General features: G+C 65.0%; 23 protein-coding genes. 17 read left to right on the top strand and 6 right to left on the bottom strand.

Annotation, left to right across the window (positions count from 1 at the left end):
* Positions 1–2 precede the first annotated feature (2 nt).
* The 9 genes from ACW5W4_RS06460 (at position 3) to ACW5W4_RS06420 (ending at position 6021) form a co-directional block, all read left to right on the top strand.
* A complete protein-coding gene (locus ACW5W4_RS06460) occupies positions 3–593 on the top strand; it encodes a cytochrome c3 family protein (protein WP_427263288.1) in 591 nt (196 codons plus the stop codon).
* A gap of 184 nt (positions 594–777) precedes the next feature.
* Entirely contained in the window at positions 778–1284 is a 507-nt protein-coding gene (moaB, locus tag ACW5W4_RS06455) for a molybdenum cofactor biosynthesis protein B (RefSeq protein WP_456688816.1), read from the top strand.
* A gap of 22 nt (positions 1285–1306) precedes the next feature.
* The gene (gene moaC / locus ACW5W4_RS06450) at positions 1307–1801 is read left to right on the top strand and encodes a cyclic pyranopterin monophosphate synthase MoaC (protein WP_456688815.1); all 495 of its coding nucleotides are present in this window, start codon (positions 1307–1309) and stop codon (positions 1799–1801) included.
* The gene (gene moaD / locus ACW5W4_RS06445) at positions 1798–2043 is read left to right on the top strand and encodes a molybdopterin synthase sulfur carrier subunit (protein ID WP_456688814.1); all 246 of its coding nucleotides are present in this window, start codon (positions 1798–1800) and stop codon (positions 2041–2043) included. Before moaC ends, moaD begins: the two co-directional genes overlap by 4 nt.
* A 4-nt stretch (positions 2044–2047) precedes the next feature.
* Positions 2048–2536: a molybdopterin synthase catalytic subunit MoaE gene (gene moaE / locus ACW5W4_RS06440; protein WP_456688813.1), complete on the top strand. Its 489-nt coding sequence runs from the start codon at positions 2048–2050 to the stop codon at positions 2534–2536.
* A 70-nt stretch (positions 2537–2606) separates the two neighbouring features.
* Positions 2607–3335 (top strand): molybdate ABC transporter substrate-binding protein, encoded by a 729-nt coding sequence (gene modA / locus ACW5W4_RS06435; RefSeq protein WP_456688812.1) that lies wholly within the window; start codon positions 2607–2609, stop codon positions 3333–3335.
* 109 nt (positions 3336–3444) lie between these two features.
* A complete protein-coding gene (modB, locus tag ACW5W4_RS06430; RefSeq protein WP_427263294.1) occupies positions 3445–4125 on the top strand; it encodes a molybdate ABC transporter permease subunit in 681 nt (226 codons plus the stop codon).
* Complete coding sequence (gene modC, locus ACW5W4_RS06425) at positions 4122–5177, top strand: molybdenum ABC transporter ATP-binding protein (protein WP_456688811.1); 1056 nt, start codon at positions 4122–4124, stop codon at positions 5175–5177. Before modB ends, modC begins: the two co-directional genes overlap by 4 nt.
* 64 nt (positions 5178–5241) lie before the next feature.
* Positions 5242–6021 carry an alpha/beta fold hydrolase gene (locus tag ACW5W4_RS06420; protein WP_456688810.1) on the top strand — a complete coding sequence of 260 codons (780 nt, stop codon included), beginning with the start codon at positions 5242–5244 and terminating at the stop codon, positions 6019–6021.
* A gap of 293 nt (positions 6022–6314) precedes the next feature.
* On the opposite strand, the gene ACW5W4_RS06415 is transcribed toward ACW5W4_RS06420, so the two are convergent.
* The 3 genes from ACW5W4_RS06415 to moeA all read right to left on the bottom strand — a co-directional run bounded on the left by ACW5W4_RS06415 (position 6315) and on the right by moeA (position 9452).
* Positions 6315–7349, bottom strand: a complete 1035-nt coding sequence (locus ACW5W4_RS06415) for an IS110 family RNA-guided transposase (RefSeq protein ID WP_456688809.1) — start codon at positions 7347–7349, stop codon at positions 6315–6317.
* 124 nt (positions 7350–7473) lie between these two features.
* Positions 7474–8229, bottom strand: a complete 756-nt coding sequence (gene moeB, locus ACW5W4_RS06410) for a molybdopterin-synthase adenylyltransferase MoeB (protein ID WP_427263299.1) — start codon at positions 8227–8229, stop codon at positions 7474–7476.
* The gene (gene moeA / locus ACW5W4_RS06405) at positions 8226–9452 is read right to left on the bottom strand and encodes a molybdopterin molybdotransferase MoeA (RefSeq protein WP_456688918.1); all 1227 of its coding nucleotides are present in this window, start codon (positions 9450–9452) and stop codon (positions 8226–8228) included. Before moeA ends, moeB begins: the two co-directional genes overlap by 4 nt.
* A 217-nt stretch (positions 9453–9669) precedes the next feature.
* Here moeA and folE point away from each other — a divergent pair, with 217 nt between their 5' ends.
* Both folE and ACW5W4_RS06395 read left to right on the top strand, forming a co-directional pair.
* The gene (folE, locus tag ACW5W4_RS06400) at positions 9670–10326 is read left to right on the top strand and encodes a GTP cyclohydrolase I FolE (RefSeq protein WP_408796585.1); all 657 of its coding nucleotides are present in this window, start codon (positions 9670–9672) and stop codon (positions 10324–10326) included.
* Between the two features lie 397 nt (positions 10327–10723).
* Positions 10724–12379: a methyl-accepting chemotaxis protein gene (locus ACW5W4_RS06395; RefSeq protein WP_456688808.1), complete on the top strand. Its 1656-nt coding sequence runs from the start codon at positions 10724–10726 to the stop codon at positions 12377–12379.
* A gap of 456 nt (positions 12380–12835) precedes the next feature.
* Here the strand turns inward: ACW5W4_RS06395 and ACW5W4_RS06390 are convergent, their stop codons facing one another.
* Positions 12836–14575 (bottom strand): formate--tetrahydrofolate ligase, encoded by a 1740-nt coding sequence (locus ACW5W4_RS06390; protein WP_456688807.1) that lies wholly within the window; start codon positions 14573–14575, stop codon positions 12836–12838.
* Between the two features lie 66 nt (positions 14576–14641).
* Here ACW5W4_RS06390 and ACW5W4_RS06385 point away from each other — a divergent pair, with 66 nt between their 5' ends.
* Positions 14642–15043 carry a hypothetical protein gene (locus tag ACW5W4_RS06385; RefSeq protein WP_456688806.1) on the top strand — a complete coding sequence of 134 codons (402 nt, stop codon included), beginning with the start codon at positions 14642–14644 and terminating at the stop codon, positions 15041–15043.
* Positions 15044–15229: 186 nt separating this feature from the next.
* On the opposite strand, the gene ACW5W4_RS06380 is transcribed toward ACW5W4_RS06385, so the two are convergent.
* On the bottom strand, positions 15230–16135 hold the full coding sequence (locus tag ACW5W4_RS06380; protein ID WP_456688805.1) for a LysR family transcriptional regulator: 906 nt from the start codon (positions 16133–16135) through the stop codon (positions 15230–15232).
* A gap of 108 nt (positions 16136–16243) precedes the next feature.
* On the opposite strand from ACW5W4_RS06380, the gene ACW5W4_RS06375 reads away from it, so the two are divergent.
* The 4 genes from ACW5W4_RS06375 to ACW5W4_RS06360 all read left to right on the top strand — a co-directional run bounded on the left by ACW5W4_RS06375 (position 16244) and on the right by ACW5W4_RS06360 (position 19314).
* Positions 16244–16804 (top strand): YceI family protein, encoded by a 561-nt coding sequence (locus ACW5W4_RS06375; RefSeq protein ID WP_456688804.1) that lies wholly within the window; start codon positions 16244–16246, stop codon positions 16802–16804.
* The gene (locus tag ACW5W4_RS06370) at positions 16804–17541 is read left to right on the top strand and encodes a hypothetical protein (protein ID WP_456688803.1); all 738 of its coding nucleotides are present in this window, start codon (positions 16804–16806) and stop codon (positions 17539–17541) included. Before ACW5W4_RS06375 ends, ACW5W4_RS06370 begins: the two co-directional genes overlap by 1 nt.
* 208 nt (positions 17542–17749) lie before the next feature.
* Positions 17750–18871 (top strand): adenosylhomocysteinase, encoded by a 1122-nt coding sequence (locus tag ACW5W4_RS06365; RefSeq protein WP_111872943.1) that lies wholly within the window; start codon positions 17750–17752, stop codon positions 18869–18871.
* A 140-nt stretch (positions 18872–19011) separates the two neighbouring features.
* The gene (locus ACW5W4_RS06360; RefSeq protein WP_456688802.1) at positions 19012–19314 is read left to right on the top strand and encodes a SelT/SelW/SelH family protein; all 303 of its coding nucleotides are present in this window, start codon (positions 19012–19014) and stop codon (positions 19312–19314) included.
* Positions 19315–19452: 138 nt separating this feature from the next.
* Here the strand turns inward: ACW5W4_RS06360 and ACW5W4_RS06355 are convergent, their stop codons facing one another.
* Positions 19453–21165, bottom strand: a complete 1713-nt coding sequence (locus ACW5W4_RS06355; protein ID WP_456688801.1) for a GNAT family N-acyltransferase — start codon at positions 21163–21165, stop codon at positions 19453–19455.
* Positions 21166–22157: 992 nt separating this feature from the next.
* On the opposite strand from ACW5W4_RS06355, the gene speA reads away from it, so the two are divergent.
* Positions 22158–24062, top strand: coding sequence for a biosynthetic arginine decarboxylase (speA, locus tag ACW5W4_RS06350; RefSeq protein ID WP_408796871.1), 1905 nt, complete (start codon positions 22158–22160; stop codon positions 24060–24062).
* Positions 24063–24143 lie beyond the last annotated feature (81 nt).

The following is a 24143-nucleotide window of genomic DNA, read 5'->3' as shown; positions in this document are numbered from 1 at the left end:
AGATGAAATTACCTGGCTTTATCCAGCGTCTGTGGACCACCTTCAAGTCCCCGTCCAAGGCGGCACTCTGGGTGCTGTTGCTGATGGGCTTCTTCGGCGGCGTCATCTTCTGGGGCGGTTTCAACACCGCCATGGAAGCCTCCAACACCGAGAAGTTCTGCACCGGCTGTCACGAGATGAAGGACAACGTCTTCGTGGAGTACCGTGACACCATCCACTATGCCAACCGCTCCGGGGTGCGCGCCAGCTGCCCCGATTGCCACGTACCTCACGAATGGACCTACAAGATCATTCGCAAGGTGCAGGCCTCCAAGGAGCTGTGGGGCATGATCACCGGCAAGGTGGACACCCGCGAGAAGTTCGAGAGCCATCGCCGGGAGATGGCGGAGCGGGAGTGGAAGCGGATGAAAGACACGGATTCGCGTGAGTGCCGCAACTGCCACAACTTCGAGTACATGGACTTCTCCCTGCAAGGCAAGCGGGGGGCCCAGATGCACTCCACCAGCCTGGCCAGCGGCGAGAGCACCTGCATCGACTGCCACAAGGGGATAGCGCACCAGCTGCCCGACATGACAGGGGTCAAGGGATTCTGATCCCGAGTCCCCGGAGCAAGAGGCCGGTTCTTCCGGCCTCTTCTCATGGTCCCCCTGAATCGAGCCCGCCTCGGACGGGGGTTGGCCCCTAGACGAAACTCCCCCTTTCCCACCAACCTTTGTTAGAATCGGCGACTCGCCCGGCGCAAGCGGGCCGCCTTCTGTGCAGTAACGGAGTCAGACCATGGCACAACAGAACCGGACTTTTCTTCCCCTCAACATTGCCGTTCTGACGGTGTCGGACAGCCGCACCGCCGCCGATGACAGCTCGGGCGACTATCTGGTCGGCGCCCTGACCGAGGCCGGCCACCGCCTGGCCGATCGCGCCCTGCTGGCCGACAACCTGTTCCGGATCCGGGCCCAGGTGAGCCAGTGGATTGCCGATGAAGGGGTGCAGGTGGTGCTTATCAACGGCGGCACCGGCTTCAACGAGCAGAACCGGGTGCCCGAGGCGGTCGGCGTGCTGTTCGAGCGCACGGTGCAGGGCTTTGGCGAGCTGTTTCGCCAGCTCTCCTTTGCCGAGATAAAGGGCTCGGCCATGCAGAGCCGTGCCCTGGCAGGGCTGGCCAACAAGACTCTGATCTGCTGCCTGCCGGGCTCCACCGGCGCCTGCCGGCTCGGCTGGGAGCAGCTCATTCGGGATCAGCTGGACGCCCGCACCCAGCCGTGCAACTTTGTCTCCCACCTTTGAACGTCATCCCTGGGGAAAGCCGATGAACCTGACCCATCTCAACCAGAGCGGTGAGGCCCACATGGTGGATGTCACCGACAAGCAGGTGACCGAGCGCGAAGCCCGCGCCGAAGCCTTCGTGACCATGGCCCCCGCGACCCTGGCGCTTATCCTCGGCGGTCAGCACCATAAGGGGGACGTGTTCGCCACCGCCCGCATCGCCGGCATCATGGCGGCCAAGAAGACCGCCGATCTCATACCCCTCTGCCACCCCCTGGCCCTGACTCGAGTGGAGGTGGAGATTGAGCCCCAGCCCCAGCACGACAGGGTCCATATCCGCACCCTCTGCAAGCTGTCCGGCAAGACAGGGGTGGAGATGGAGGCGCTCACCGCGGCGTCCGTGGCGGCGCTGACCATCTACGACATGTGCAAGGCGGTGCAAAAGGACATGGTGATAGAGCAAGTCAGGCTGGTGGAGAAGAAGGGCGGCAAGTCCGGTCACTTCCAGCTGGGGTCGGGCGCAGGAGAGAAAGCATGATCAAGGTACTGTTTTTTGCACAAGTACGTGAGCTGGTGGGCTGCGACGAACTCAGCCTGCCCAGCGATTACGCCAGTGCCGACGCCCTTCGCGCCGCCTTGTGCGAGCGGGGCGACAAGTGGGCCCTGGCGCTGGAATCGGGCAAGCTGCTGGTGGCGGTCAACCAGACCCTGGTGCCGCTCGAGACGCCGCTCAATGATGGCGATGAAGTCGCCTTCTTCCCGCCGGTGACCGGAGGCTGAACCCATGTCCCACGAGATGCCCACTGACTCGACCGATCGCATCCTGGTGCAGCGGGCCGATTTCTCCCTCGGTGATGAATACCAGCGGCTCGCCGCCCGTCACGACAGCGGTGCCATCGTCACCTTCGTCGGCAAGGTGCGGGACTTCAATCAGGGGGAGGAGGTTTTGGGGCTCTCCCTCGAGCACTACCCCGGCATGACCGAGAAGGCGCTGGCGGACATAGTCGCCGAGGCCCGTGGCCGCTGGCCGCTGCAGGAGTGCACCCTCATTCACCGCATCGGCGATCTGCTGCTCGGGGATCAGATCGTGCTGGTGGCGGTGAGCAGCGCCCACAGGGACGCCGCGTTCGAGGCCTGCCACTTCATCATGGATTTTTTGAAGACCCGGGCCCCCTTCTGGAAGAAAGAGCTGACCGCCGAGGGGGGGCAACGTTGGGTCGAGGCCAAGGATAGCGACAACGACGCCGCCGCCCGCTGGCGGCAAGCGCCCTAGCCGATCCGCTCGATGACAGGCGAGTGCCATCACCTGCTTCGGGTACGCCGAAGCCTCAAGGAGACAGGGAATGAAGAAACAGTTGTCCGTGGTCTTGCTCGGTCTGGTCGCCGGCGCCTTGCACAGCGGGGCCGCGCAGGCCAATGAAGTCAAGGTGGCCGTGGCCGCCAACTTCAAGGGGACTCTGGCGCGCATTGGCAAGGCATTCACCGCCAAGACCGGCCACAGGGTCGTCATCAGCTCGGCCGCCACCGGGGTGCTCTACACCCAGATAAGCCACGGCGCCCCGTTTGATCTCTTCCTCTCCGCCGATGTGACCACCCCGCAAAAACTCGAAGCGCAGGGCAAGGGGAGCGGTCGCTTCACCTACGCCATCGGCCAGCTCGGCCTGTGGCAAAAGGGGGGGCCTGCCCCTGACGAGGCCACTTTGCGCAGCTGGCAGGGGGAGCTGGCCATCGCCAACCCCAAGACAGCCCCCTATGGCGCCGCCGCCATGGCCACCCTGGAGAGCCTCAAGATAGATCCCAAACAGTACCGTCTGCTGACCGGCACCAACATCGGCCAGACCTGGCAGTTCGTCGACACCGGCAATGCGAAGCTGGGCTTCGTCGCCTGGGCCAATCTGGTGGACGCCGGTAAAACCGGCGAAGCCTGGGCGGTGCCGGCCAGTTTCCATCCCCCCATCGAGCAGCAGGCCCTGGTGCTGAAGAAAGGGGAGGCGGTGGATGCCCTGGTAGCCTGGCTCAAGGGCCCGGGCCAGGAGCAGATCGAGGCCGCGGGCTATGCCTTGCCGCAATGATGGCATGGATGCCTATCTCCCATGACCACTGGCCGGCCTCAGGGCCGGCCACGCTTTGCAATGAGGATGCATAACATGTTGCTGCTCGCACCAGGGAAGGATATGCCCCATGAGTGAAGGGGATCTGCTGGCGGTCTGGCTTACCCTCAAGCTGGCGGCCAGTACCACCGCCATCCTGCTGCTGCTGTCGCCGCCGCTCGCCTGGTGGCTGTCGCGCAGCCAGCACCGACTGCGGCCGCTGGTGGAGGCCCTGGTGGCGCTGCCCCTGGTGTTGCCGCCCACCGTGCTCGGCTTCTATCTGCTGCTCGCCTTCTCGCCGGAGTACGGCCTCGGCGCCTGGTGGCGGCAGAGCTTCGGGACACCGCTCGCCTTCAGCTTCCTCGGCCTGCTGTTTGCATCCATCCTCTATTCGCTCCCCTTCGTGGTGCAGCCGCTGACCTCCGCCTTCGTCAACATGGGCAACAAGGAGCTCGAGGCCGCCGCCACCCTGGGGCTGGGGCCCCTTGAGCGCTTCTTTCAGATCATCCTGCCCATGACGCTGCCGAGCTTCGTGATGGCGGCGGCGCTGGGCTTTGCCCACACCCTGGGGGAGTTTGGCGTGGTGCTGATGATAGGGGGCAACATCCCGGGGGAGACGCAAGTGCTCTCCATCGCCCTGTTTGATCACGTGGAAGCCATGGATTATCAACAGGCCCACCTGCTGGCGGGGGGTCTGATGGGCTTCTCCCTGGTGATGCTGGTGCTGGTTTACGGCGTCTTGCAGCGTCGGCAGCGGAGGTTGTTCGGATGAACCTTCACCTTAACACCCAACGCCGGTTTGGTGGCTTCACGCTCGACTGCGATCTCACGCTGCCCCTCGGTGGCATGCTCGGCCTCTTTGGTCCCTCGGGCTGCGGCAAGAGCACCCTGCTGCGCATCATCGCCGGGCTGGACCGCGCCCCCTCGGATGCCCTGCGCTGGCAGGGGCGGGATCTGGCGGCCCTGCTGCCGGAGGCGCGCCGCATTGGACTGGTGTTTCAGGACGCCCGCCTCTTCCCCCATCTGACGGTGCTCGGCAACCTGCATCTGGCGGCGGGCAAGGGGCGAGGGCGCTGGCAGCCCGAGGCGCTGGCGATGCGGCTCGGCTTTGCCGATCTGCTGGGACAGCCCGCCCACGTCCTCTCGGGCGGCCAGCGTCAGCGGGTGGCCCTGGGGCGGGCCCTGCTGGCGGAGCCCGACCTGCTGCTGCTCGATGAACCCTTCTCGGCGCTCGACAGCCGCAGCCGCATCCATCAGGCCCACGTGCTCAAGGGGCTGCAGCGCGAGAGCGGCATCCCCATGATCTTCGTGAGCCACGCCATGGAGGAGGTGAGCCTGCTGTGCGATCAGCTGGTGCTGCTGGCCGATGGCAGGCTGGAGGCCCAGGGCAGGCCGAGCGAGATCTTCGCCCGCACCGACCTCTCCCTGGCCAGTCGCGACGATGTGGGGGTCATGCTGTCGGCGACCCTGGCCCACTACGACGACGAGGAGCAGATGGCGACCCTGCAACTGGGGGAGCAGACCCTGATGGTCACCATGGAGCATGCCCCCGACGAGGCGGGGCCCCTGCAGCTCAAGGTGGCGGCGCGGGATCTGGTGATCGCCACCGCCCCTATCGCGCACTCCAGCCTCTCCAACTGCCTGGTGACCCGACTGCGCGAGCTGAGGGAGGTGAGGCCTGGGCAAACCCTGTTGCAGTTGGGGCTGGGGCAGCAGATACTGCTGGCCCGGATCACCAGCCGCTCCGCCAAACGGCTGGCGTTGGCGCCAGGGCAGCAGATATACGCCTACATCAAGGCGGTGAGCCTGGTGGGAGAGGGCTGAGGGGGTCGCCACAGCCCGGGCAACAAGGCCAGAGGCCGCTATCGAATGGAGAGGGAGAGCGCGGGTGCGTCGCAATCAGGTAATGAAATCCCATGGCTTGGCCTTGCGCAGTGCGGGGGAGGGCCCCTTGCTGCTCTTGCTGCACGGCCTTGGCTCCTCCAGTCTCGACTGGCAGGCCCAGATCGAGCACTTCTCCCACGGCTACCGGGTGGTGGCCCTGGACCTGCGCGGCCACGGCCAGAGCAGGCAGGAGGGGCCCTTCGACGTGTCCACCCTGGCGGCAGACGTGGCCCGCTGGCTCGAGGAGCAGCCCGGCCCTGCCTGGGTGGTGGGGCTCTCGCTCGGGGCCATGGTGGCCCTGGAGCTGGCGCTACAACTGCCAAGCAAGGTGAGCGGCCTGGTGCTGGTCAACGGTTTCAGCGAATTTCTGCTGGAGACGCCGAAAGAGCAGGAGCGCTATGCCATGCGCCTCAAGTGGCTGCGCTGGTTTGGCATGCGGCCACTGGCCTGGTGGCTGGGGCGCGAGCTCTTCCCCGGCCCCGAGCTCGCCCGGGTGCGCCGCACCTTTCGGCTGCGCTTCGTGCAGAGCAACAGGAAAAAGACCTACAAGGCGCTGCTCGGCGCCCTGCCCGGCTGGTCGGTGCGCGCCCGCCTTGGCGCCATCTGGCAGCCGGTGGCCATCATCTCCACCAGTCACGACTACCTGCCGCTGGCCAAGCGGGTGGAGCAGTTTGCCGCCCTGCCCAACGCCACGGTGCACACGCCCCAGGGCCATCACGCCTGGCCGGCGGAGGATCCAGCAGGGTTCAATCGTCTGTTGCAACGGATCCTGGCGACTCATTGAGCCTGCATGGGCACAAAAATCTATGGTCAGCCTGAGTTTTGCAAGGCCAGATTGATGATCAATACCGACAGGGCAGGCTTGCTCTAATCTATCCGGATTCTTGATGGGCAATCATGCCCGATCCATGATGTGAGCCGCGCCTGAGGGGCCTCAAAAAACCGTCAGTCTCCAAGACTGTTTTTTGTGTCAGGTTTACCCTCGGGCCGTTGGGCCAGTTGTCGTCATCACGTTCTGGACATCGCAAAAGCAGGCGTGTTAACCCTTCGCCGGGGCAACCCGGCGAGTGTTTACCTTCAGGCAGCCTTGGGGTGAGGCTGGTATTCCTCTCCCTTCACCAGCACCGCCCACACTATCCGTGCCAGCTTGTTGGCCAGCGCACAGGCCACCACATTCGAGTGGCGTCGTGTCATCAGCTGCTGCGCCCACTGCGCCCACTGCGCCATCGCGCTCTGCCATTTGGCGGCATTCTGCATCACCACCCGGGCGCACTGCACCAGTAACCGCCGCAGCGACTTGTCCCCCCGCTTGCTGATCCCCAGCAGCTTGTGCTTGCCCCCCGTGGAGTGTTGGCGCGGCACCAGGCCAAGGGAGGCGGCGAAGTGGCGGGCCGAACCATAGCCCTGCGCGTTGCCGGCATCGGCCGCCAGCTGGCTGGCGATGATGGGGCCGATGCCGGGAATGGTCATCAATCGACTGGTCAATGCATCGGCCTTGGCTTGGGCACCTATCTGACTGTCCAGCCCGGCAATCAACCCGGCCAGGTAGCAGTAATGCTCATACTGAGCCGAGAGGATCTGGCGGGCGGCCTGTGGCAGGTCGGCGCTGGTATTCGTCACGATATCAGGGACTTGCTTGATGCCCCGCGCCCCCAGCGGTAGCACGATGCCAAACTCGAGCAGCAGGGCGTGGATCTGATTGCTGGTTTGCACCCGATCCGCAATGCGGGCCTCACGCAGTCGATGGAGCGCCGAGCAGGCTTGCTGCTCCGGGGTTTTGATGCCGACATAGCGCATGGCGGGACGGGAGGCCGCCTCACAGATAGCCTGAGCATCGAGGAAATCGTTCTTGTTGCCGGTGACAAAGGGGCGCACATACTGCGGCGCGATCAATTGCACCGGATGGCCGAACCCGATGAGCTTGTGGGCTAACCAGTGCGCGCCACAACAGGCCTCCATCACAATGCGGCAGACGGGATGCCGAGCGAGGTAGGCAATGAGACTGGCCCGAGTGAACTGGCTCTTGAAGACGGGTTTGCCGTGGGCATCCTGTCCGACGAGGTGGAAGGCGTGTTTGCCGATGTCGAGTCCATAGCGTGTGATGGTCGCCATGATGCTCTCCTGAAGTAGAAAAGAAACAGCCCAGCAAGCGTAGCCTGCTGGGCTGTGGGTCAGGCTGACCATCACATTAAGCCGAACCCTGGGGTTCGGCTTTTTCATGGATGGGGTGTGCCGCTCAGGGCCGGGAGCAGATCGGGCAGTCCGGGCGCTTGGGCAGGGTCAGCTCGCGAAAGCGACCGCTGAGGCCGTCGATCATCAGCAGGCGGCCGCTATGGCTCTTGCCCATGCCCGCCAGCAGCTTGATGGCCTCCAGGGCCTGCAGGCTGCCTACCAGCCCCACCATGGGGGCCAGGATCCCCGCCTCGACGCAGCTGAGGGCCTGCTCGCCAAACAGCGAGCTCAGGCAGGCGTAGCAGGGCTCGTCCTCCTGCCAGGTGAAGCTGCACAGCTGTCCCTCCAGCCGGATGGCGGCGCCGCTGACCAGGGGCACCCGGTGCTGGCGGGCACGCTGGTTGAGCAGGTTGCGGATGGCGACGTTGTCGGTACAGTCGAGCACCAGCTGGTGGCTCGGCAGCAGGGCATCGAGCAGGGCCTCATCGGCGAGTCGGGCATGGGTCTTCACCTCGAGCCAGGGGTTGAGGCCCCGCAGAGTCTCGGCCGCCGAGTCCACCTTGTACATGCCGATGCGCCCGTCGCTGTGCAGCACCTGGCGCTGCAAATTGGAGAGCTCCACCTTGTCAAAATCCACCAGGGTGAGCTGGCCCACCCCGGCCACCGCCAAATACTGGCTGGCGGCGCAGCCCAGGCCTCCGGCCCCTATCACCAGCACCCGGGCCTGCTTGAGCGCCTCCTGCCCCTCGAAGTCGAAGGACTTGAGCACTATCTGGCGGTTGTAGCGCAGAAGCTCGGCGTCGCTCAGGATCTCGCTCACAGCAGCAGGCTCCCGAACAGTTCGACGGTGACGGTTTCACCCGCCGCCACCTTGCCGCGCGCCTGCTCGAGCACGATGTAGCAGTTGGCCCGGGACAGGGAGCTGAACACGGCGGAGTCCTGGGAGCCGGTGCTGCGCACCTCGAGGCCGTTCGGGCCCTGGCTCAATATGCCGCGCTGGAAATCGAGCCGCCCGGGAGATTTTTTCAGCGGGGTGGTGACGGTGGCGGTGAGGGAGAGGGGACGCTGGAAATGGATCCCGGCGAGCCGTGCCAGGGCCGGTTGCACCAGTTGACCGAAGGTGACCATGGCGGAGACCGGGTTGCCCGGCAGGCCAAAGAACCAGGCCTGGCTCAGGCGGCCGAAGGCGAACGGCTTGCCCGGCTTGATGGCGAGTTTCCAGAAGCCGATTTCGCCGAGCTCTTCGAGCAGCTGCTTGGTGAAGTCCGCCTCCCCGACCGAGACGCCCCCCGTGGTGATGAGGACGTCGGCCTCGCGGTCGGCCTGGAGGAAGGCGGCGCGCAGGGCGGCAGGGTCGTCGGGGATGATGCCCAGATCCAGACATGCTATGCCCATGCGGGCCAGCATGGCCCTGACCCCGTAGCGGTTGGAGTCATAGATGTCGCCGTGGCCCAGGGGGGTACCCACCGGCTTGAGCTCGTCCCCCGTGCTGAAGATGGCGACCCTCAAGGGGCGGCGCACGCTGACGGTGGCGATGCCCAAGGAGGCCAGCAGCGGCAGCTCCCGGGGGGTGAGCCGGGTGCCGGCGCCGAGCACGCTGGCACCCTCGTGGATATCTTCCCCGCGCCGGCGGATGTTCTGGCCGGGGAAGGGGGAGGTCAGGAAAGTGATCCCGTTGTCGCTCGCCTGCGTTTCTTCCTGCATCACCACGGCATCCGTGCCCGGGGGCACGGGGGCGCCGGTCATGATGCGGATGCAGTGACCCGCCGGCCACTCGCCCTCATAGGGCTGGCCGGCGAAGGCCTTGCCCGCCACCTTGAGCGGGGCGCCCGCGGCGAGATCCGCCAGGCGCACGGCATAGCCGTCCATGGCGGCGTTGTCGAAGGGGGGCACCGAGAGGGGGGAGAGAATGTCCCTGGCCAGCACCCGGTCAAGGGCCTCGGTCAGGGGCACGGGCTCGGCCTCGCAGCGGCAGTCGAGCCGGGCCAGCATGCCTTGCAGTGCATCCTCCAGGGTGCGCAGTGCGCCGTTATCAAATCCCATCGTCATGACCTCTTGGGTAAGGAAAACTGTGGTGTGGGGGGATTATCCCAAAATCCCCCCCGAATGGGCAGGCGATCGGGGCAGTAAAACACCTCGTATTAACATAAAGTCAGGGCATGGGGCGCAGTTGACTTGAAATATGAGGCCAATCGCCGTTTACTATGCCGCCACAAGCCCTGTGGGTCATACCATTCCCTCTGCGTGGGAGAGAGACAAGATGATGAGCTTAAGTCAGGAAGCCTTGCTGGTCAGGGAAGCCCTGGTGGCCGAAGGGCTGGAGACCCCTCTGGTCGCCAATGCGCTGAACAGTCAGCAAAAAAAGGAGAAGATCGAGGGCCACATGCGGTCCATCATGGAGACGCTGGGGCTTGATCTGGCCGATGACAGTCTGGCCGAGACGCCGCACCGCATCGCCAAGATGTACGTGAACGAGATCTTCTCCGGCCTCGATTACGCCAGCTTCCCCAAGGTGACGGTGATCGAGAACAAGATGAAGGTGGACGAGATGATCATGGTCAAGGACATCAGCCTGACCAGCACCTGCGAGCACCACTTCGTCACCATAGACGGGCTGGCCCATGTGGCCTACATCCCCCGTGGCAAGGTGATCGGCCTGTCGAAGATCAACCGCATCGTCCAGTTCTTCGCCCGCCGTCCCCAGGTGCAGGAGCGGCTGACCCAGCAGATCCTGCTGGCGTTGCAGACCCTGCTCGGCACCAAGGATGTGGCCATCAGCATAGCCGCGACCCACTATTGCGTGAAGGCACGCGGGGTGATGGACTCCACCTCCTACACCACCACCACCTCCCTGGGTGGGGTGTTCAAGACTCAGCCAGATACTCGCGCCGAGTTCCTGGCCGGCCTGAAAGGCTAGGCCACTGACACGAGGAGGAGGGCATGCCCTCCTCGGTTTTTTCTATCTCTCCCTCCTTTTTTCCGCCGCCTTCCCCGGCACGGCTTGCCGCCTGTCCCAAGGATCCTGGCCCTCGGGGCGGGCTCATGCTCGCCGTTTGAAAAAAACGGTTAAGGGATCCGGACCGGCGGTCGATATAACAGCCCTGTGCCCGGCTCCCCGAGTCCGGACACGGGTTGAGCGGCAAGACCGAGTCCATGGACAGGGTCTGCCACTTGCCGTCATGCTCGTCTCGCTCCCTCGGGATAGGGAGTCAGCAAGACTGGACGCGCAACCAGGGATGGGGGTCACCACCACACGAGCCAGGAAGGCACAGACAGGACGAGCGACATCTGTTTTCCCACTTCCAGGACACATCATGAACACCAGTACCATGACCATTGGCAAGAAACTCAGTGCGGGTTTTGCCGTGCTCGGCCTGATGATCGCCTTCATCGGCGGCGCCTCCCTGTTGGAGTTCAGCAAGATGAACCGGGCCGCCATCGGCTTCACCGACAGCATATTGCCCGCGGTCGTTCGCACCAGCGCCATCGGTGATCGCATCAATGAGTTGCGTCGCTATGAGTTGGGCTTCTTCCTGGTGGCCTCGGATCCGCAGAAGAAAGCGGAGTATCGCAGTGAAACTGCCCGCAACTTTGAGCAGGTCACTCAGCAGCTGGCCCAGCATGACACCACCATCTGGGCGGAGGACGTGGACGAGCGCCGCACCTTCGACACCGTCAAGGCCGATTGGGCCCGCTACGCGGCCCTGCACCAACGGGTGAAACAGCTGCAGGAGAGCGACCAGCTGGCCGCCGCCCAGCAGCTCTTCATGAGCGAAGGGATCCCGCTCTACGGCAACCTGGCCAAGTCGGTCAATGAGCTCATCCAGATCAACCACGGCTATGCCAAGGGATCGCGCAAGGAGGTGGTCGAGGCCTATGACTCCGCCAAGCTCATCGTCACCCTGGCCCTGCTGATCGGCCTGGCGCTGGTGGTTGGCCTCTCCGTGGTGTTGACACGCCAGATCCGCGACCCCCTCATCATGCTGGCCCGTCAGGCCCAGCGCATCGCCAATGGCGACCTGGGACGTGGCGAGCTGCAGGAGTGGATCCAGGGCAAGCGCTTCAATCGGGACGAGCTGGGCCAGCTTGGCTCGGCCATCCATCGCATGCAGGAGGCCCTGGCCAATCTGGTGAGCGAGATAGCGGGCTCGGTGAGCCAGCTCAGCAGTGCGGTGGAGGAGGTGAGCGCCATCTCCGAGCAGTCCGCCAGCGGCATGGCCCGCCAGCAGAGCGAAGTGTCCCAGGTGGCCACCGCCATGAACGAGATGCAGTCCACCGTCAATGAGGTGGCCCGCAACACCACGGACGCCATGAGCGCGGCCAAGGATGCCTCCCGCACCTCCACCCAGGGCAACCAGGTAGTGCGCGGCGCCATCGGCAGCATAGAGCAGGTCTCCCGGCAGATAGAGCAGGCGGGCACAGTGGTGGCCCAGCTGGAGGCGGACAGCGCCAACATCAGCATGGTGCTGGACGTCATTCGCGGCATCGCCGAGCAGACCAATCTGCTGGCCCTCAATGCCGCCATCGAGGCGGCCCGGGCCGGGGAGCAGGGACGCGGTTTTGCCGTGGTGGCGGACGAGGTGCGCAGTCTGGCCCAGCGCACCCAGGCCTCCACCGCCGAGATCAGCAAGATGATCGAGGTGTTGCAGGAGCGCACCGCCGAAGCGGGCAACGCCATGCAGCTGAGCCGCCAGCAGATGCAAGAGAGCGTCGGACTGGCACGGGAGGCGGGGAGCAGCATCGACAGCATCAATGGCGCCGTCACCCAGATCAGCGACATGAACACCCTGATCGCCACCGCCACCGAAGAGCAGAACGCGGTGACCGAGGAGCTCAATCGCAGCATAGTGAACATCCACAATGCCGCCGACGAGAACGCCCAGGGTGCCCAGCAGACCGCCCAGGCCTGCGTCGAGCTGAGCAAGCTGGCCAACACCCTGCACCATATGACCCAGCGCTTCACCCTCTAAATCCCGCAGCATGGATGACAACCAGGCCCCGCCCATCGGCGGGGCCTGGTCGTTTCTGGCGATGTTGTGAATGGGAGCCGTCAGTTCAGGCCCGTTATCTAGCCGCTATCGATATGGCGGGGCAGGCTACCGGTGCGGTTATCAGCTCAAGCCAATGATCTCGCCGTTCTCGTCGATATGGATATGGCGCTCAGGGAGGGCAGCCTCCAACAGTCTCTTCAGCTCAGGCCCACTATCTCCCTGTCGTCATCGATGTCGATATGGCGGTTGGGGAGGGCAGGCTGCCAGCCGGCGCGTCAGCTCAAGCCAATGATCTCGCCGTCGACATCGATGTCGATATGGCGGTTGGGGAGGGCAGGCTGCCAGCCGGCGCGGTTATTAGCTCAAGCCAATGATCTCGCCGTCGTCATCGATATCGATATGGCGGTTGGGGAGGGCAGGGAGCCGGTGCGGTTATCAGCTCAAACCCACTATCTCGCCGTCGTCATCGATATCCATATGGCGATAAGCAGGCAGGGCCCCCAGACCCGGCATGGTCATGACGGGGCCCGCCAGGGCATAGACGAAGCCCGCCCCGGCGCACAGGGTCAGGGAGTGGATGGGCAGCTCGAAGTCGGTGGGGACCCCCTTCCTGGCCGGATCATGGCTCAGGGAGAGCGGCGTCTTGGCGATGCAGACTGGCAGATGATCCCAGCCCGCCGCGGACAGGGCCGCCAGCTGCTGGCGCGCCCGATCCGAGAGGGCGACGCCGCGCCCGCCATAGCCACACTCCACCAGGGTGGCGAGCTTGGCGGCCAGGGGCAGGGCATCGGGGTAGAGTCGCTGGGCATTTGCCTGCCCACGCCCGGCCCGCTCGCAGGCGGCCACCAGGGTCTTGGCCAGGGTGCCGGCCCCCGGCCCCCCCTGGCTGAAGGCATCCGAGATGGCCGCCTCGGCCCCCTCATCCCGGGCGGCGGCAAGCACCATGGCCAGTTCGGCCTCGCTGTCGCTGGGGAAGCGGTTGAGGGCCACCACCACGGGCACACCATAACGGCGGGCGTTGTCGATATGCCAGACCAGGTTGGCGCAGCCTTGCTTGAGGGTCGGCAGGTCTTCCTGCGCAAGGCAGGCCGGCAGTGGCTGGCCCGGGCGAATGTCCAGCAGGCCGCTGTTGGCCTTGAGTCCCCGCACCGTGGCCACCAGCACCACGGCGTCGGCGGCGAGCCCGGATTGGCGGCACTTGATGTTGAAGAACTTCTCCAGCCCCATGTCGGAGCCAAAACCCGCCTCCGTCACCACGTAATCGGCCAGGTGCAGGGCGAGGCGATCGGCGATGACCGAAGAGTTGCCATGGGCGATGTTGGCAAAGGGCCCTGTGTGCACCAGCACCGGGGTTTGCTCCGTGGTCTGCATCAGGGTGGGCTTGAGGGCCTCCTTGAGCAGCACCGTCATGGCGCCGGCCACCTCCAGCTGTTCGGCTGTGATGGGTTGGCCCCGGGTATCGAGAGCGAGCTGGATGCGGCCGATGCGCGCGCGCAAGTCTCTCAGATCGCTGGCCAACGCCAGAATGGCCATCAGCTCGGAGGCGGCGGTGATGACGAAGCGATCGGCGCGGCTCACCCCGTCGGCGGGGTCGCCCTGGCCGAGGGTGAGGTGGCGCAGGGCCCTGTCGTTGATGTCCAGGGCCCGGGGCCAGAGGATGTTGGCCGGGTCTATGTCGAGGCGCGGCAAACCGGTCCTGGCACTGAACTCGGCGCCGAGCCGGGTCTCGTGGAACAGGCGGGCATCCAGGGCCGCGGCGGCCAGGTTGTGGGCGGCGGTGACGGCGTGAAAATCCCCGGTCAGATGCAGGTTCATCGCCTCCATGGGGACCACCTGGGCCATGCCACCCCCGGCGGCGCCCCCCTTGACGCCAAACACCGGGCCCAGGCTCGGCTGGCGTATGGTGGCGATGCTGGACTGGCCTATGTGGTTGAGGCCCATGGCGAGGCCGATGGTCGTCACCGTCTTGCCCTCGCCCAAGGGGGTCGGAGTGATGGCGCTGACCAGGACAAGCCGGCCCTCCTTGCGCGCCTCCTGGCGCAGCAGAGCGGGATCCAGCTTGGCCATGTGCGGGCCCTGGAGGGAGAGGCAGGCCGGATCGATGGCGAGGCGTTCTGCCAGGGTGGTCACGGGCAGGCGGGGGGACTGGCGGGAGATCTCGATATCGCTTAGCATCAGCACCTCGTTGGCATGGACGTTTGACTATGCGACGGAGTCTAGAGGAACCAAGAGGTCAGGCCAATGAGCAATAACATCTTATCCCGGGATCGGGCCCCCATGCAGGAGCCGGTCGCCTTCGACCTCAATGCCCTCTATCACCCTCCCAAGCGGCCCCTGACCGCCCTTGGCATCGTCAGCGCCGTCATGCCGCTGTTCGGCTTTGGCTGGCAGGCGATGACGGCGGATCCCGAGGGGCACTTTCGCTTCGAGGTGGAGCGGCGCGTCAATCGCAACCGCCGCGACGAGGCCAACCTTGTCCTGATGCTGCAACTGGCCGCCCTGCACGACTGCGCCGCCCTGACGGTGACGCTGCCCTATGCCCTCAAGGCGTCCCAACTGGCGGAGATCCAGGCCAGGCTGCCGCACTGGCAGATCCGGTGCGATGGCACCCTGTTGCAGGCCCGCTCAGGGACGGCGTCCTAGCCCCTCCCCATGTCCCAGTTCTGAGTCCCCGTTATGATGATCTGGCGAAACTATGCGAGCCCTGCCCATCATGGCTGTGGCCAGTCCCCGTTCTGATTAGCTGGCGAGATGCTGCGGGCCCTTCCCATCATGGCTGTGGCCTGTCCCGGTTCTGATGAGCTGGCGAGATGATGGGAGCCCTTCCCATCATGGCTGCGCTCTGTCCCAATAGTGGGGGGCGAGATAGCGCTCCTGCACGAACTCGATAAAGCAGCGCACCTTGGCCGAGACGAAGCGGCGGTGCGGATAGAGGGCGTAGAGCCCCACCTCCCCCTTGTCCCATTGGGGCAGCAGTGACACCAGTTTCCCCTCCCGCAGTGCATCCCCGACGATGAAGGTGGGCTGCAATATGATGCCCTGATGGTCACAGGCGGCCCGGGTCAGGGCCACCCCGTTGTTGGCGCGAAGGGGCCCCTGGGGGCGCACGCTCACCTGCTCGCCAGCGCGCGTGAAGACCCAGTCCGGCTGGGTCAGGGTGTAGACGAGGCAGTCGTGCTCCTTGAGATCTTCCGGGGTCTTTGGGTTACCCCTGCGCGCCAGGTAGTCCGGGCTGGCGCACACCTCGAGCCGCATGCTGGCCAGGGGCCTGGCCACCAGGGAGGAGTCCGGCAGATTGCCGATGCGCAGCGCCAGATCGAAGCCCTCTTCCACCAGGGCGACCCGCCGATCGCTGTACTCTATCTCCAGCTTGAGCTCGGGGAAGCGGGCACGGAACAGCGGCAGGGCGGGGGAGAGGTGCAGGTAGCCAAAATCCATGGGCACCGACAGCTTGAGGGTGCCCTGGGGCTGCTGGTTGTTGTGGGTGAGCTGGCTGTGGGTCTCCTCCAGCTCCGCCAGCAGCGCCAGGGAGCGCTGGTAGTAGAACTGGCCCGCCTCGGTGGGGTTGACCTGGCGGGTGGTGCGCGACAGCAGCCGGGTGGAGAGGGACTCCTCCAGTTGCTGCATCAGCTTGGAGGTCATGGCGACCGAGATGCCGAGCTGGGCGGCGGCCCTGGTAAAGCTCTGATGCTCCACCACCTTGATGAAGACGCGCATGGCGGCGATCTGATCCATATTCCACTCTCAGTTGATAATTATTTTAATAAATCGCTGATTATCACTCTCTCATGGTGGGTTAGCATCTGACAATCCCCCATCACGTTACCCACGAAGGAACGATAAATGAAAATGACCAAGGTCCTGCTGGCTTCCTGCCTGTTTATGGCGGCTCCCCTGATGGCGGCCGACTACGATGTCGATGCGGCGCACACCACAGTCCAGTTCAAGGCGGGCCACCTGGGCTTCTCCGAGCTGGTGGGCCGGTTCAACACCTTCAGCGGCACCTTCTCCATGGACGACGCCAACCCCGCCGCCGCCAAGGCGAGCTTCGAGATCGACGCCGCCAGCGTGGACTCCAACCACGAGGCCCGGGACAAGCACCTGCGCAGCCCGGATTTCCTGGACGTCAAGCAGTACCCCAAGATGACCTTCGTCAGCACCGGCTATGAAGGCAGCAAGGAGAAGGGGGTGCTGAAAGGGGCCCTGACCCTGCACGGCGTCACCAAGGACGTGGCCTTCGATATGGTCCACATCGGTGAAGGCAAGGATCCCTGGGGCGGCTATCGCAGCGGCTTCAACGCCAGCACCACCATCAAGCGCAGCGACTTTGGCGTGAGCTACATGTTGCCGGGCATTCCGGACGAGATGAGCATCAACCTGTTCGTCGAAGGCGTGCGCAAGTAATGGGCGCAGCACTCTTGCTACAAACCCTGGCGGCCCCTTTGGGGGCCGCTTTGCTGTCGTGGCGCTGGCCGCGGCTGGGGTATCTGTGGGGGGCGCTGGCGCTCTGGCTGGTGGGTTGCCTGGTCGGTGGCACCTATCTGCTGCCGGTCAAGGCGTGGCAGTGGCTGCCGCTGACCCTGCTGGTGGCGGCCATCGCCGCTCCCCTGGCCAACCGCTGGCTGGCCCTGGCGCTCTTCGCCGGGCTCGGCGCCCTCATCTGGTGGCTGGGCTTTGCCACCCTGATCAGGGGCACGCCCGCACTCTGGGGGGCGCTCGCGCTGGCCCTGAGCTGGCTGGGCTGGACCCAGGGGCGCGGGGACAGCCGGGAAGGGGTGGGATTTGCCCTGGGCTTCATCTGGCTGGCCCTGGTGATCGGCATAGATGGCAGCCTGCTCATCGCCCAGCTGGCCGGTGCCCTGGCCGCTCTGGCCGGTTTCCGTGCCCTGCTCGCGGCCTTCGCCGGCGTGAGCGTCACCCCGGCCGCCCTGGCCCTGGCGCTCGCCTTCTTGCAGATGCTCGCCTGGCAATACGTGGAGGTGCCGCTGCTGGCCCTGCTGCCGGTCTGGCTGCTGCCTGCGCTGGAGTGGCACCTGAGATCCCGCCCGCTGCCGGTGCGCTGGGGGGCGCTCATCGCGCTGGCCGTCCTCGGCACCGGCCTCAGTCTCTGGTTCGTCTGGCCCGAGGCCTCCCTCTATTGATGACAGGCTGATCAGCGGGGTTAGTGCATGTAAAACAATCAATTAACGGGCGCAGTGCCACCTGGTGCATAGTTTTGCCCGATAAAGATTGAGCCTCAATCGCGTTTGGGCTACAAAGGTTCCATATCTCGTTTTTGGACACTTTCAGAACCCGGCCAGGCCGGGTTTCTGTTTGCCCGCGGTTTGCGGCGTGCTAAGGAGGCCACAGTTGCGCAGTCAAGGATCTGAGCATCTGTTTTTTCGCCATTTTACCCGGCAGGGGCCCATCGAGGGGCTCTGCATTCTGCTTGTGACTCACTTGCTGCCCGATCGCCCCCATTTCATCCAGGCCCTGGCCCAGGTGGGGCGCATTGGCGCCATCCTGCCCAAGCCCAAGTCGGCCCATGGCGAGACCCTGGCCTGGGCCTGCCAGCACTTCCCCGTGCTGGAGCTCAATCGCCAGTGGAGCAACTGTCCCCAGCAGGTGGTCGCCAGGATTGCTCCCCTGGTGGCGGCCCATGAGCGCCTGGTCATCCTGGACATAGGCGGCTATTTTGCCCGCACCCAGGCCCAGCTCGCCGAGTGCTTCGGCCCCCGTTTTCTCGGGGTGGTGGAGATGACGGAGAACGGCCATCAGCGTTACGCCCTCGAGCCCCTGATGGCCCCCGTGCTGTCGGTCGCCCGCAGCCCCCTCAAGCAGGCGGAAGATATCCAGATAGGGCTGAGCGTGGTCTACTCTGCCGAGTCCCTGGCCCGCACCCTCAACCGCACCTTCAACGTCTGCCAGGCGGCCCTGTTTGGCTATGGCAAGGTGGGGCGCAGCATCGCCCGCGAGCTCAGGTGCCGTAACCTGCATCTGGAGCTGGTGGAGACGGACGAACTGCGCCAGGTGGAGGCCCTCTCCCACGGCTTCAAGCTGGTGGACAAGGCCCAGGCCCTGGCCCGGGCCGAGCTGGTGGTCTGCTCCACCGGCAACGGCTCCCTCAACCTCGAGGATCTGGCGGCGCTGCGCCCCGGCGCCATGCTCGCCTCCGTCACCTCGGCGGATGACGAGTTCGCCTTCAGCCTGGCCGAGCTGCCCTGGCCGAGCGAGGAGGTGTGCCCCCATGTGCTGGCCCTGACCCGCCCCGATGGCAGCATCATCTTCCTGCTCAATCGCGGCGAGGCGGTCAATTTCGTCCATGGCGCCGTGATAGGAGAGTATGTCTACCTGGTGCTGGCGGAGATCATCGAGGGGATGCGGCTGCTGGCCGAATTCCCCATGGTGCCCGGGCTGAGGGAGTTGCCGCCGGATCTGATGCGCACCATCGCCCGCCACTGGCTGGCCGACTTCCACGGCGTGACCCAGTGACGCGGGTTTGCAGGGCAAAAGGGACAGCGTTATCAAAGGCCTGTTCCATGTTGGTAGTGAATGCTGGTAATGAATGCCGGCAGTGAAGGATACATAGCGAACAGAGACCGCCAGGGGGCGGGCAAGAACGGAGCAACCCGATGAACACACAGACCATGGCCAAACCCAGGATAGAGATCCGTTACTGCACCCTGTGCCGCTGGATGCTGCGCGCCGCCTGGCTGGCCCAGGAGCTGCTGTCGACCTTTGACAGCGATCTCGGCGAGGTGGCCCTGGTGCCCGCCAGCAAGGGGGAGTTTCGCATCCTGGTGGACGGTGTGCTGGTGTGGGACAGGGTGGCGGACGAGGGCTTCCCCGAGGCCAAGGAGATCAAGCAGCGGGTGCGCGATATCATCACCCCGGAGCGCGACCTAGGCCACTCGGATCGCAAGCCGGGCGAGTAACGCCTGATTGGCCGGGCGTGCCAAAAGGTGTTCAGCAATAATGCCTGATTGGCTGGGCGTCCTAAAGGTGTTCAGCAATACCGAGAAAGCAGAGGGAGGCCATGGCCTCCCTCTGCTGTTTGTGTTGCGCCCCCAGGGCTATGGGTGCGGATCGGCCAGATGGCTGCTGATGTAGCGGGCCCGCTTGTGGGCCTTTATCCGGCTCACGTCCACCCACACCAGGCCGTCGATGCAGTGGTTGAAGTCGGGGTCTATGCCAAAGTCCATGAACTGGACGCCCCCCGGCTCGCACAGCTCGGAATACTGCTTGTAGAGGGTGGGGATGGCGCAGCCCAGGTTGCCGAGCCGGGACTTGAGCTCGGTGAGGGCGCGACCATAGTCGAGATCCGCGAAGTGGGGATCCGTGGCCGGATAGGGGCGACGGGAGGGGGCGAGGGGGGCGCCATCCGTCCCCTCCCGGGGGGCGAAGTGCTGACGGTAGAAGCTCACCAGCAAATCTCGCGCCTGGGGCGGCAGGCTGGCAGACAACGATACCGGGCCGAACAGGTAGCGGTAGTGGGGATAGCGGGCCAGGTAGGCGCCGATGCCGAACCAGAGGTAGTCCAGGCCGCGCTTGCCCCAGTAGGCGGGCTGGATGAAGCTGCGGCCCAGCTCGATGGCCTGCTCCAGCTGGGGCCTTAGCGCCGGGTCGAAGCCAAACAGGGTGTGGCTGTAGAGGCCGGCGAGCCCCTTGCTCGCTAGCATCTCCTGCACCGGGATGAAGCGGTAGGCCCCCACTATCTCGAGGCGGGCCGGATCCCAGAGCAGCAGGTGATAGTAGTCATCGTCATAGCCGTCCAGATCCCGGCGCTTGCCCGACCCTTCCCCCACCGCCCGAAACGCAATCTCCCGCAGGCGCCCCAGCTCGCGCAGTATCTCGGAGTGGCTCTGCTCGTGGCGACGATAGAGGTAGATCCCCTGGCCATCCGGGGTGTGGCCGAGGGCCTCGCAGCCCTCCACCGCCTGCTTGAGCCGCACCCTGTCCCCCGGCAGGGCGATGGGGGCCTCCGTGGTGAGGCGGCCCGGCTTGCCGCGTCCGATGCGATAGAGGTGGGCGCGTACCAGCCTGGCCCCCTCCTTGGCAGGCAGGGCGCAGAAGGCGTGGGGCGGGATGCGCTGACCTATGGTGATGGTCATGCGCCCCCCTTGCTGGCGAAACAGCTGGCCGACCAGCAGGAGACCGGCCCAGGACTTGTTGAGCCAGGAGCCGAGGTAGAAACCCAGGCCGTTGCGCGCCCCCAGGTGGATCGGCACCAGCGGGGTCTGGGTGCGCCTGGCCAGCTTGAGAAAGCCTCCCTGCCAGGGGCCATCCTTGATCCCCCTGGGCCCCAGGCGCGACACTTCCCCGGCCGGGAAGATGATGAGGGCCCCCTCCCTGGCCAGGTGTTCCCCCATGGCGAGGATGGCGCGCCTGTCGGTCTTGCCCCCCAGATTGTCCACCGGCAGCAGCAGGGGGCGCAGGGGGGGCAGGCCCGCCAGCAGCTGGTTGGCGACTATCTTGACGTCCGGGCGGATGCGGCCGAGCAGGCGCAGCAGCGCCAGGCCATCCAGGGAGCCGATGGGGTGGTTGGCCACCAGGATGACCCGCCCCTCGGCCGGTATGTTCTCGAGCTGGGCATCGCTGACCCGATAGTCGAAATCGAGCTGGCTGAGGGCCTGCTCGACGAAATCGAGCCCCTTGAGGTGGGGAAACTGGGCGGCAAAGGCCTGGAAGTCGCGCTCGCGCAGCAGCCATTTGAGGGCGCTGCGGGCCGGGCCCGGGAGCGTGAGACGGGGAAAGTGCTGACGAAGTAGGCTGTCGACGCTGAACATGGCTGGCTCCGGCTGTGGTTCTCCCCCCAGCATGGCCTCCTTCTGTTCCCGCCCCGTGGCAGGTCGATGACAGTTTGATGGCGATCGCAGGCGGGGGGAGGACTCTGTTGAGCTTGATTGCCGACAGCCCCTGTCCGCTGGCCGGCGCCGGGAAAAAAGGGGGGATCTGGCGTTGGGAAAAGAGCGCAAAAAGCCACAGGCCGCCAGGGGAGGGGGACAGGGGCCAACCCCAGAGCTGGCTTGGCTGGCAGCGAGATCCACCCCATGGCAAAAAAGCGAAAATTTAACAGGATTTTTTATTGTCAGCCCGGCGCCAAAGTGTGTAAACTCCGCGCCGATCCAAGGGGTCACCCTGAGCAGGCGAGGCCGCCAGTTCCCCTTGAGTTCGACCGCCTATAGGGCGAGGCATGCAGACACGACAGACACTGCAGGGATTGGATTTCTTTTATACCGGTTAGGTTCCGGTATCAGGGAGAACAGCAGGCATTGCCATCTCCAGACGACCGAGTGGGTCCCCGGGCTCATCATCATCCCCTTGTCATGGGCGGTCGTGGATGGCGTTATCGGCTGCGGCATCTTGTCGTCATCTGTTCGCGTTTGCGATGGCGCCTCGTCCCTCTCTTCCTTGAAATTCCGCTCCCTGGGTGTAGTGACTGCGAGGCCATGATGAGCCGTGGCGTGGCTGATGCCGCGTGCCATCAAAGTACCGCGGCGCTGAGATCCAGCACCGCATACCGTTGAGCTTGATGTAAAGCCACAAGCCCCACATCAAGACTCGTTACTTCCCAAGATCCACCAGGCAGCCTTGGCTTGCCGCGATGTGCAATAGAGGATCCGGGGGCGAGGAAAGGTTCATGGTCAAGCGTGATGTGACCCAAGACCTTGCCGCCACCGCTGACCGCCACGGTTGGTCAGACTCTGCGATCGATGGTCTGGATGTGATTGAGGGTAACGAAGGCGGCCCCCGGCCGCTCATTTGCGAGGCATAGCCCATGACTAACTGGTCCAGCAAGGACTCCTTGAAGGTGTACAACGTTCCCTACTGGGGTGCGGGTTTCTTCAATATCAACGACGCCGGTCACGTGACGGTATCGCCCGATAAATCTCGCCCCGAGGCGCAGATCGTCTTGTCTGACGCCATCGAACAACTGCGCCAGTCCGGGCTGACCACCCCCGTGCTGCTCCGTTTCCCCGACATCCTCAAGAGTCGGGTGGATGCCCTGTTCAACGCCTTCGGTCAGGCCATCGAAAAGTCAGGCTATGAGGGGGACTACCTGTGCGTTTACCCCATCAAGGTGAACCAGCAGCGCCGCGTCATCGAAACCATCAGCCAGTCCTACAGCGACAAGCCCCGTCTGGGCCTGGAAGCGGGCTCCAAGCCAGAACTGCTGGCGGTCCTCTCCCACCATCACGATCGCGGCTCCGTCATCGTCTGCAACGGCTACAAAGACCGTGAATACGTGCGTCACGCCCTGCTCGGCAACCTGATGGGCCACAAGGTCTACATAGTGGTCGAGAAGCCCTCCGAGCTGGAGCTGGTGCTCGACGAGGCCAAGCGCCTCAACATCAAGCCCAATATCGGGGTGCGCGCCCGTCTGGCCTCCACCGGCTCCGGCATGTGGGAATCGAGCGGCGGCGCCATGTCCAAGTTCGGCCTCTCCGCCGCCCAGATCCTGGCCCTGGTGGAGCGTCTGCGCAGCCTGGGTCAGCTGGACTGCCTGCAACTGCTGCACTTCCACCTGGGTTCCCAGATAGCCAACATCCGCGACATCCAGGGTGGCATCCGCGAGTGCGGCCGCTTCTACGCCGAGCTGCGTCGCCTGGGCGCCAACGTCGACGTGGTCGATGTGGGCGGCGGCCTGGGGGTGGACTATGAAGGGACTCGCTCCCAGAGCCACTGCTCCGCCAACTACAGCCTGTCCGAGTACGCCAACAACGTGGTGTGGGGCATCGGCGATGTCTGCCGCGAGTTCGACCTGCCGCACCCGACCATCATCAGCGAGTCTGGCCGCGCCCTGACCGCGCACCACGCCGTGCTGGTCACCAACATCATAGGTGCCGAAGGGGCGCAGATGAGCGAGGTCCATGCACCGGATGAGGACGCGCCGACCCTGTTGCAGAACATGTGGAAGGGCTGGCTCGAGCTCAACAACGAGGAAGATCCCTCCCTGCTGGAGCTGTTCCATGACTCCCTGGCCGACCTGACCGACGTCAACGCCCAGTACACCATGGGCCTCTTGAACCTGGAGCAGCGTGCCTGGGCCGAGAGCCTGCACCAGAACACCTGCCTCACCCTGAAAGAGAAGCTCAACCCCATCAACCGCAGCCACCGCGCCCTGGCCGATGACCTGAACGAGAAGCTGGCCGACAAGTGTTTCGCCAACTTCTCCCTGTTCCAGTCTCTGCCCGATGCCTGGGGCATAGGCCAGGTGTTCCCGGTGATGCCGCTGACCGGTCTGGACAGGCCGCTCAGCCGCCGCGGCATCCTGATGGACATCACCTGCGACTCCGACGGTCAGGTGGAGCACTACGTCGACGGTCTGGGTGTCGAGAGCACGCTGCCGATGCCGGAGTACGGCGAGCACGAAGAGTGCCACGTCGGCTTCTTCCTGGTGGGGGCCTACCAGGAGATCCTGGGGGATCTGCACAACCTGTTCGGTGACACCCACTGCGCGGAAGTCTGGCTGGACGAGGAAGGCAAGATGGACATCCGCAACGTGGTGCGCGGCGACACCGTCGACCAACTGCTGCGTTACGTCAACATCGACCCCTCGGTGATCCGCGAGAGCTATCAGCGCATCGTCTCCCATCCGGCCCTGGACGATGAGACCCGCAAGGCCCTGCTCGACGAGCTGGAGCTGGGTCTGCAAGGCTATGCCTACCTGGAAGAGGAATAAGCTCACCCCTTGTTCCCCGTCCGTGGCCACGCCAGGACGATAGTGCAAAAAACGGCGCCTTCGGGCGCCGTTTTTCATGGT

The sequence above is a fragment of the Aeromonas crassostreae genome, assembly GCF_054052445.1.
This window is presented reverse-complemented; position numbering and strand designations above follow the sequence as displayed.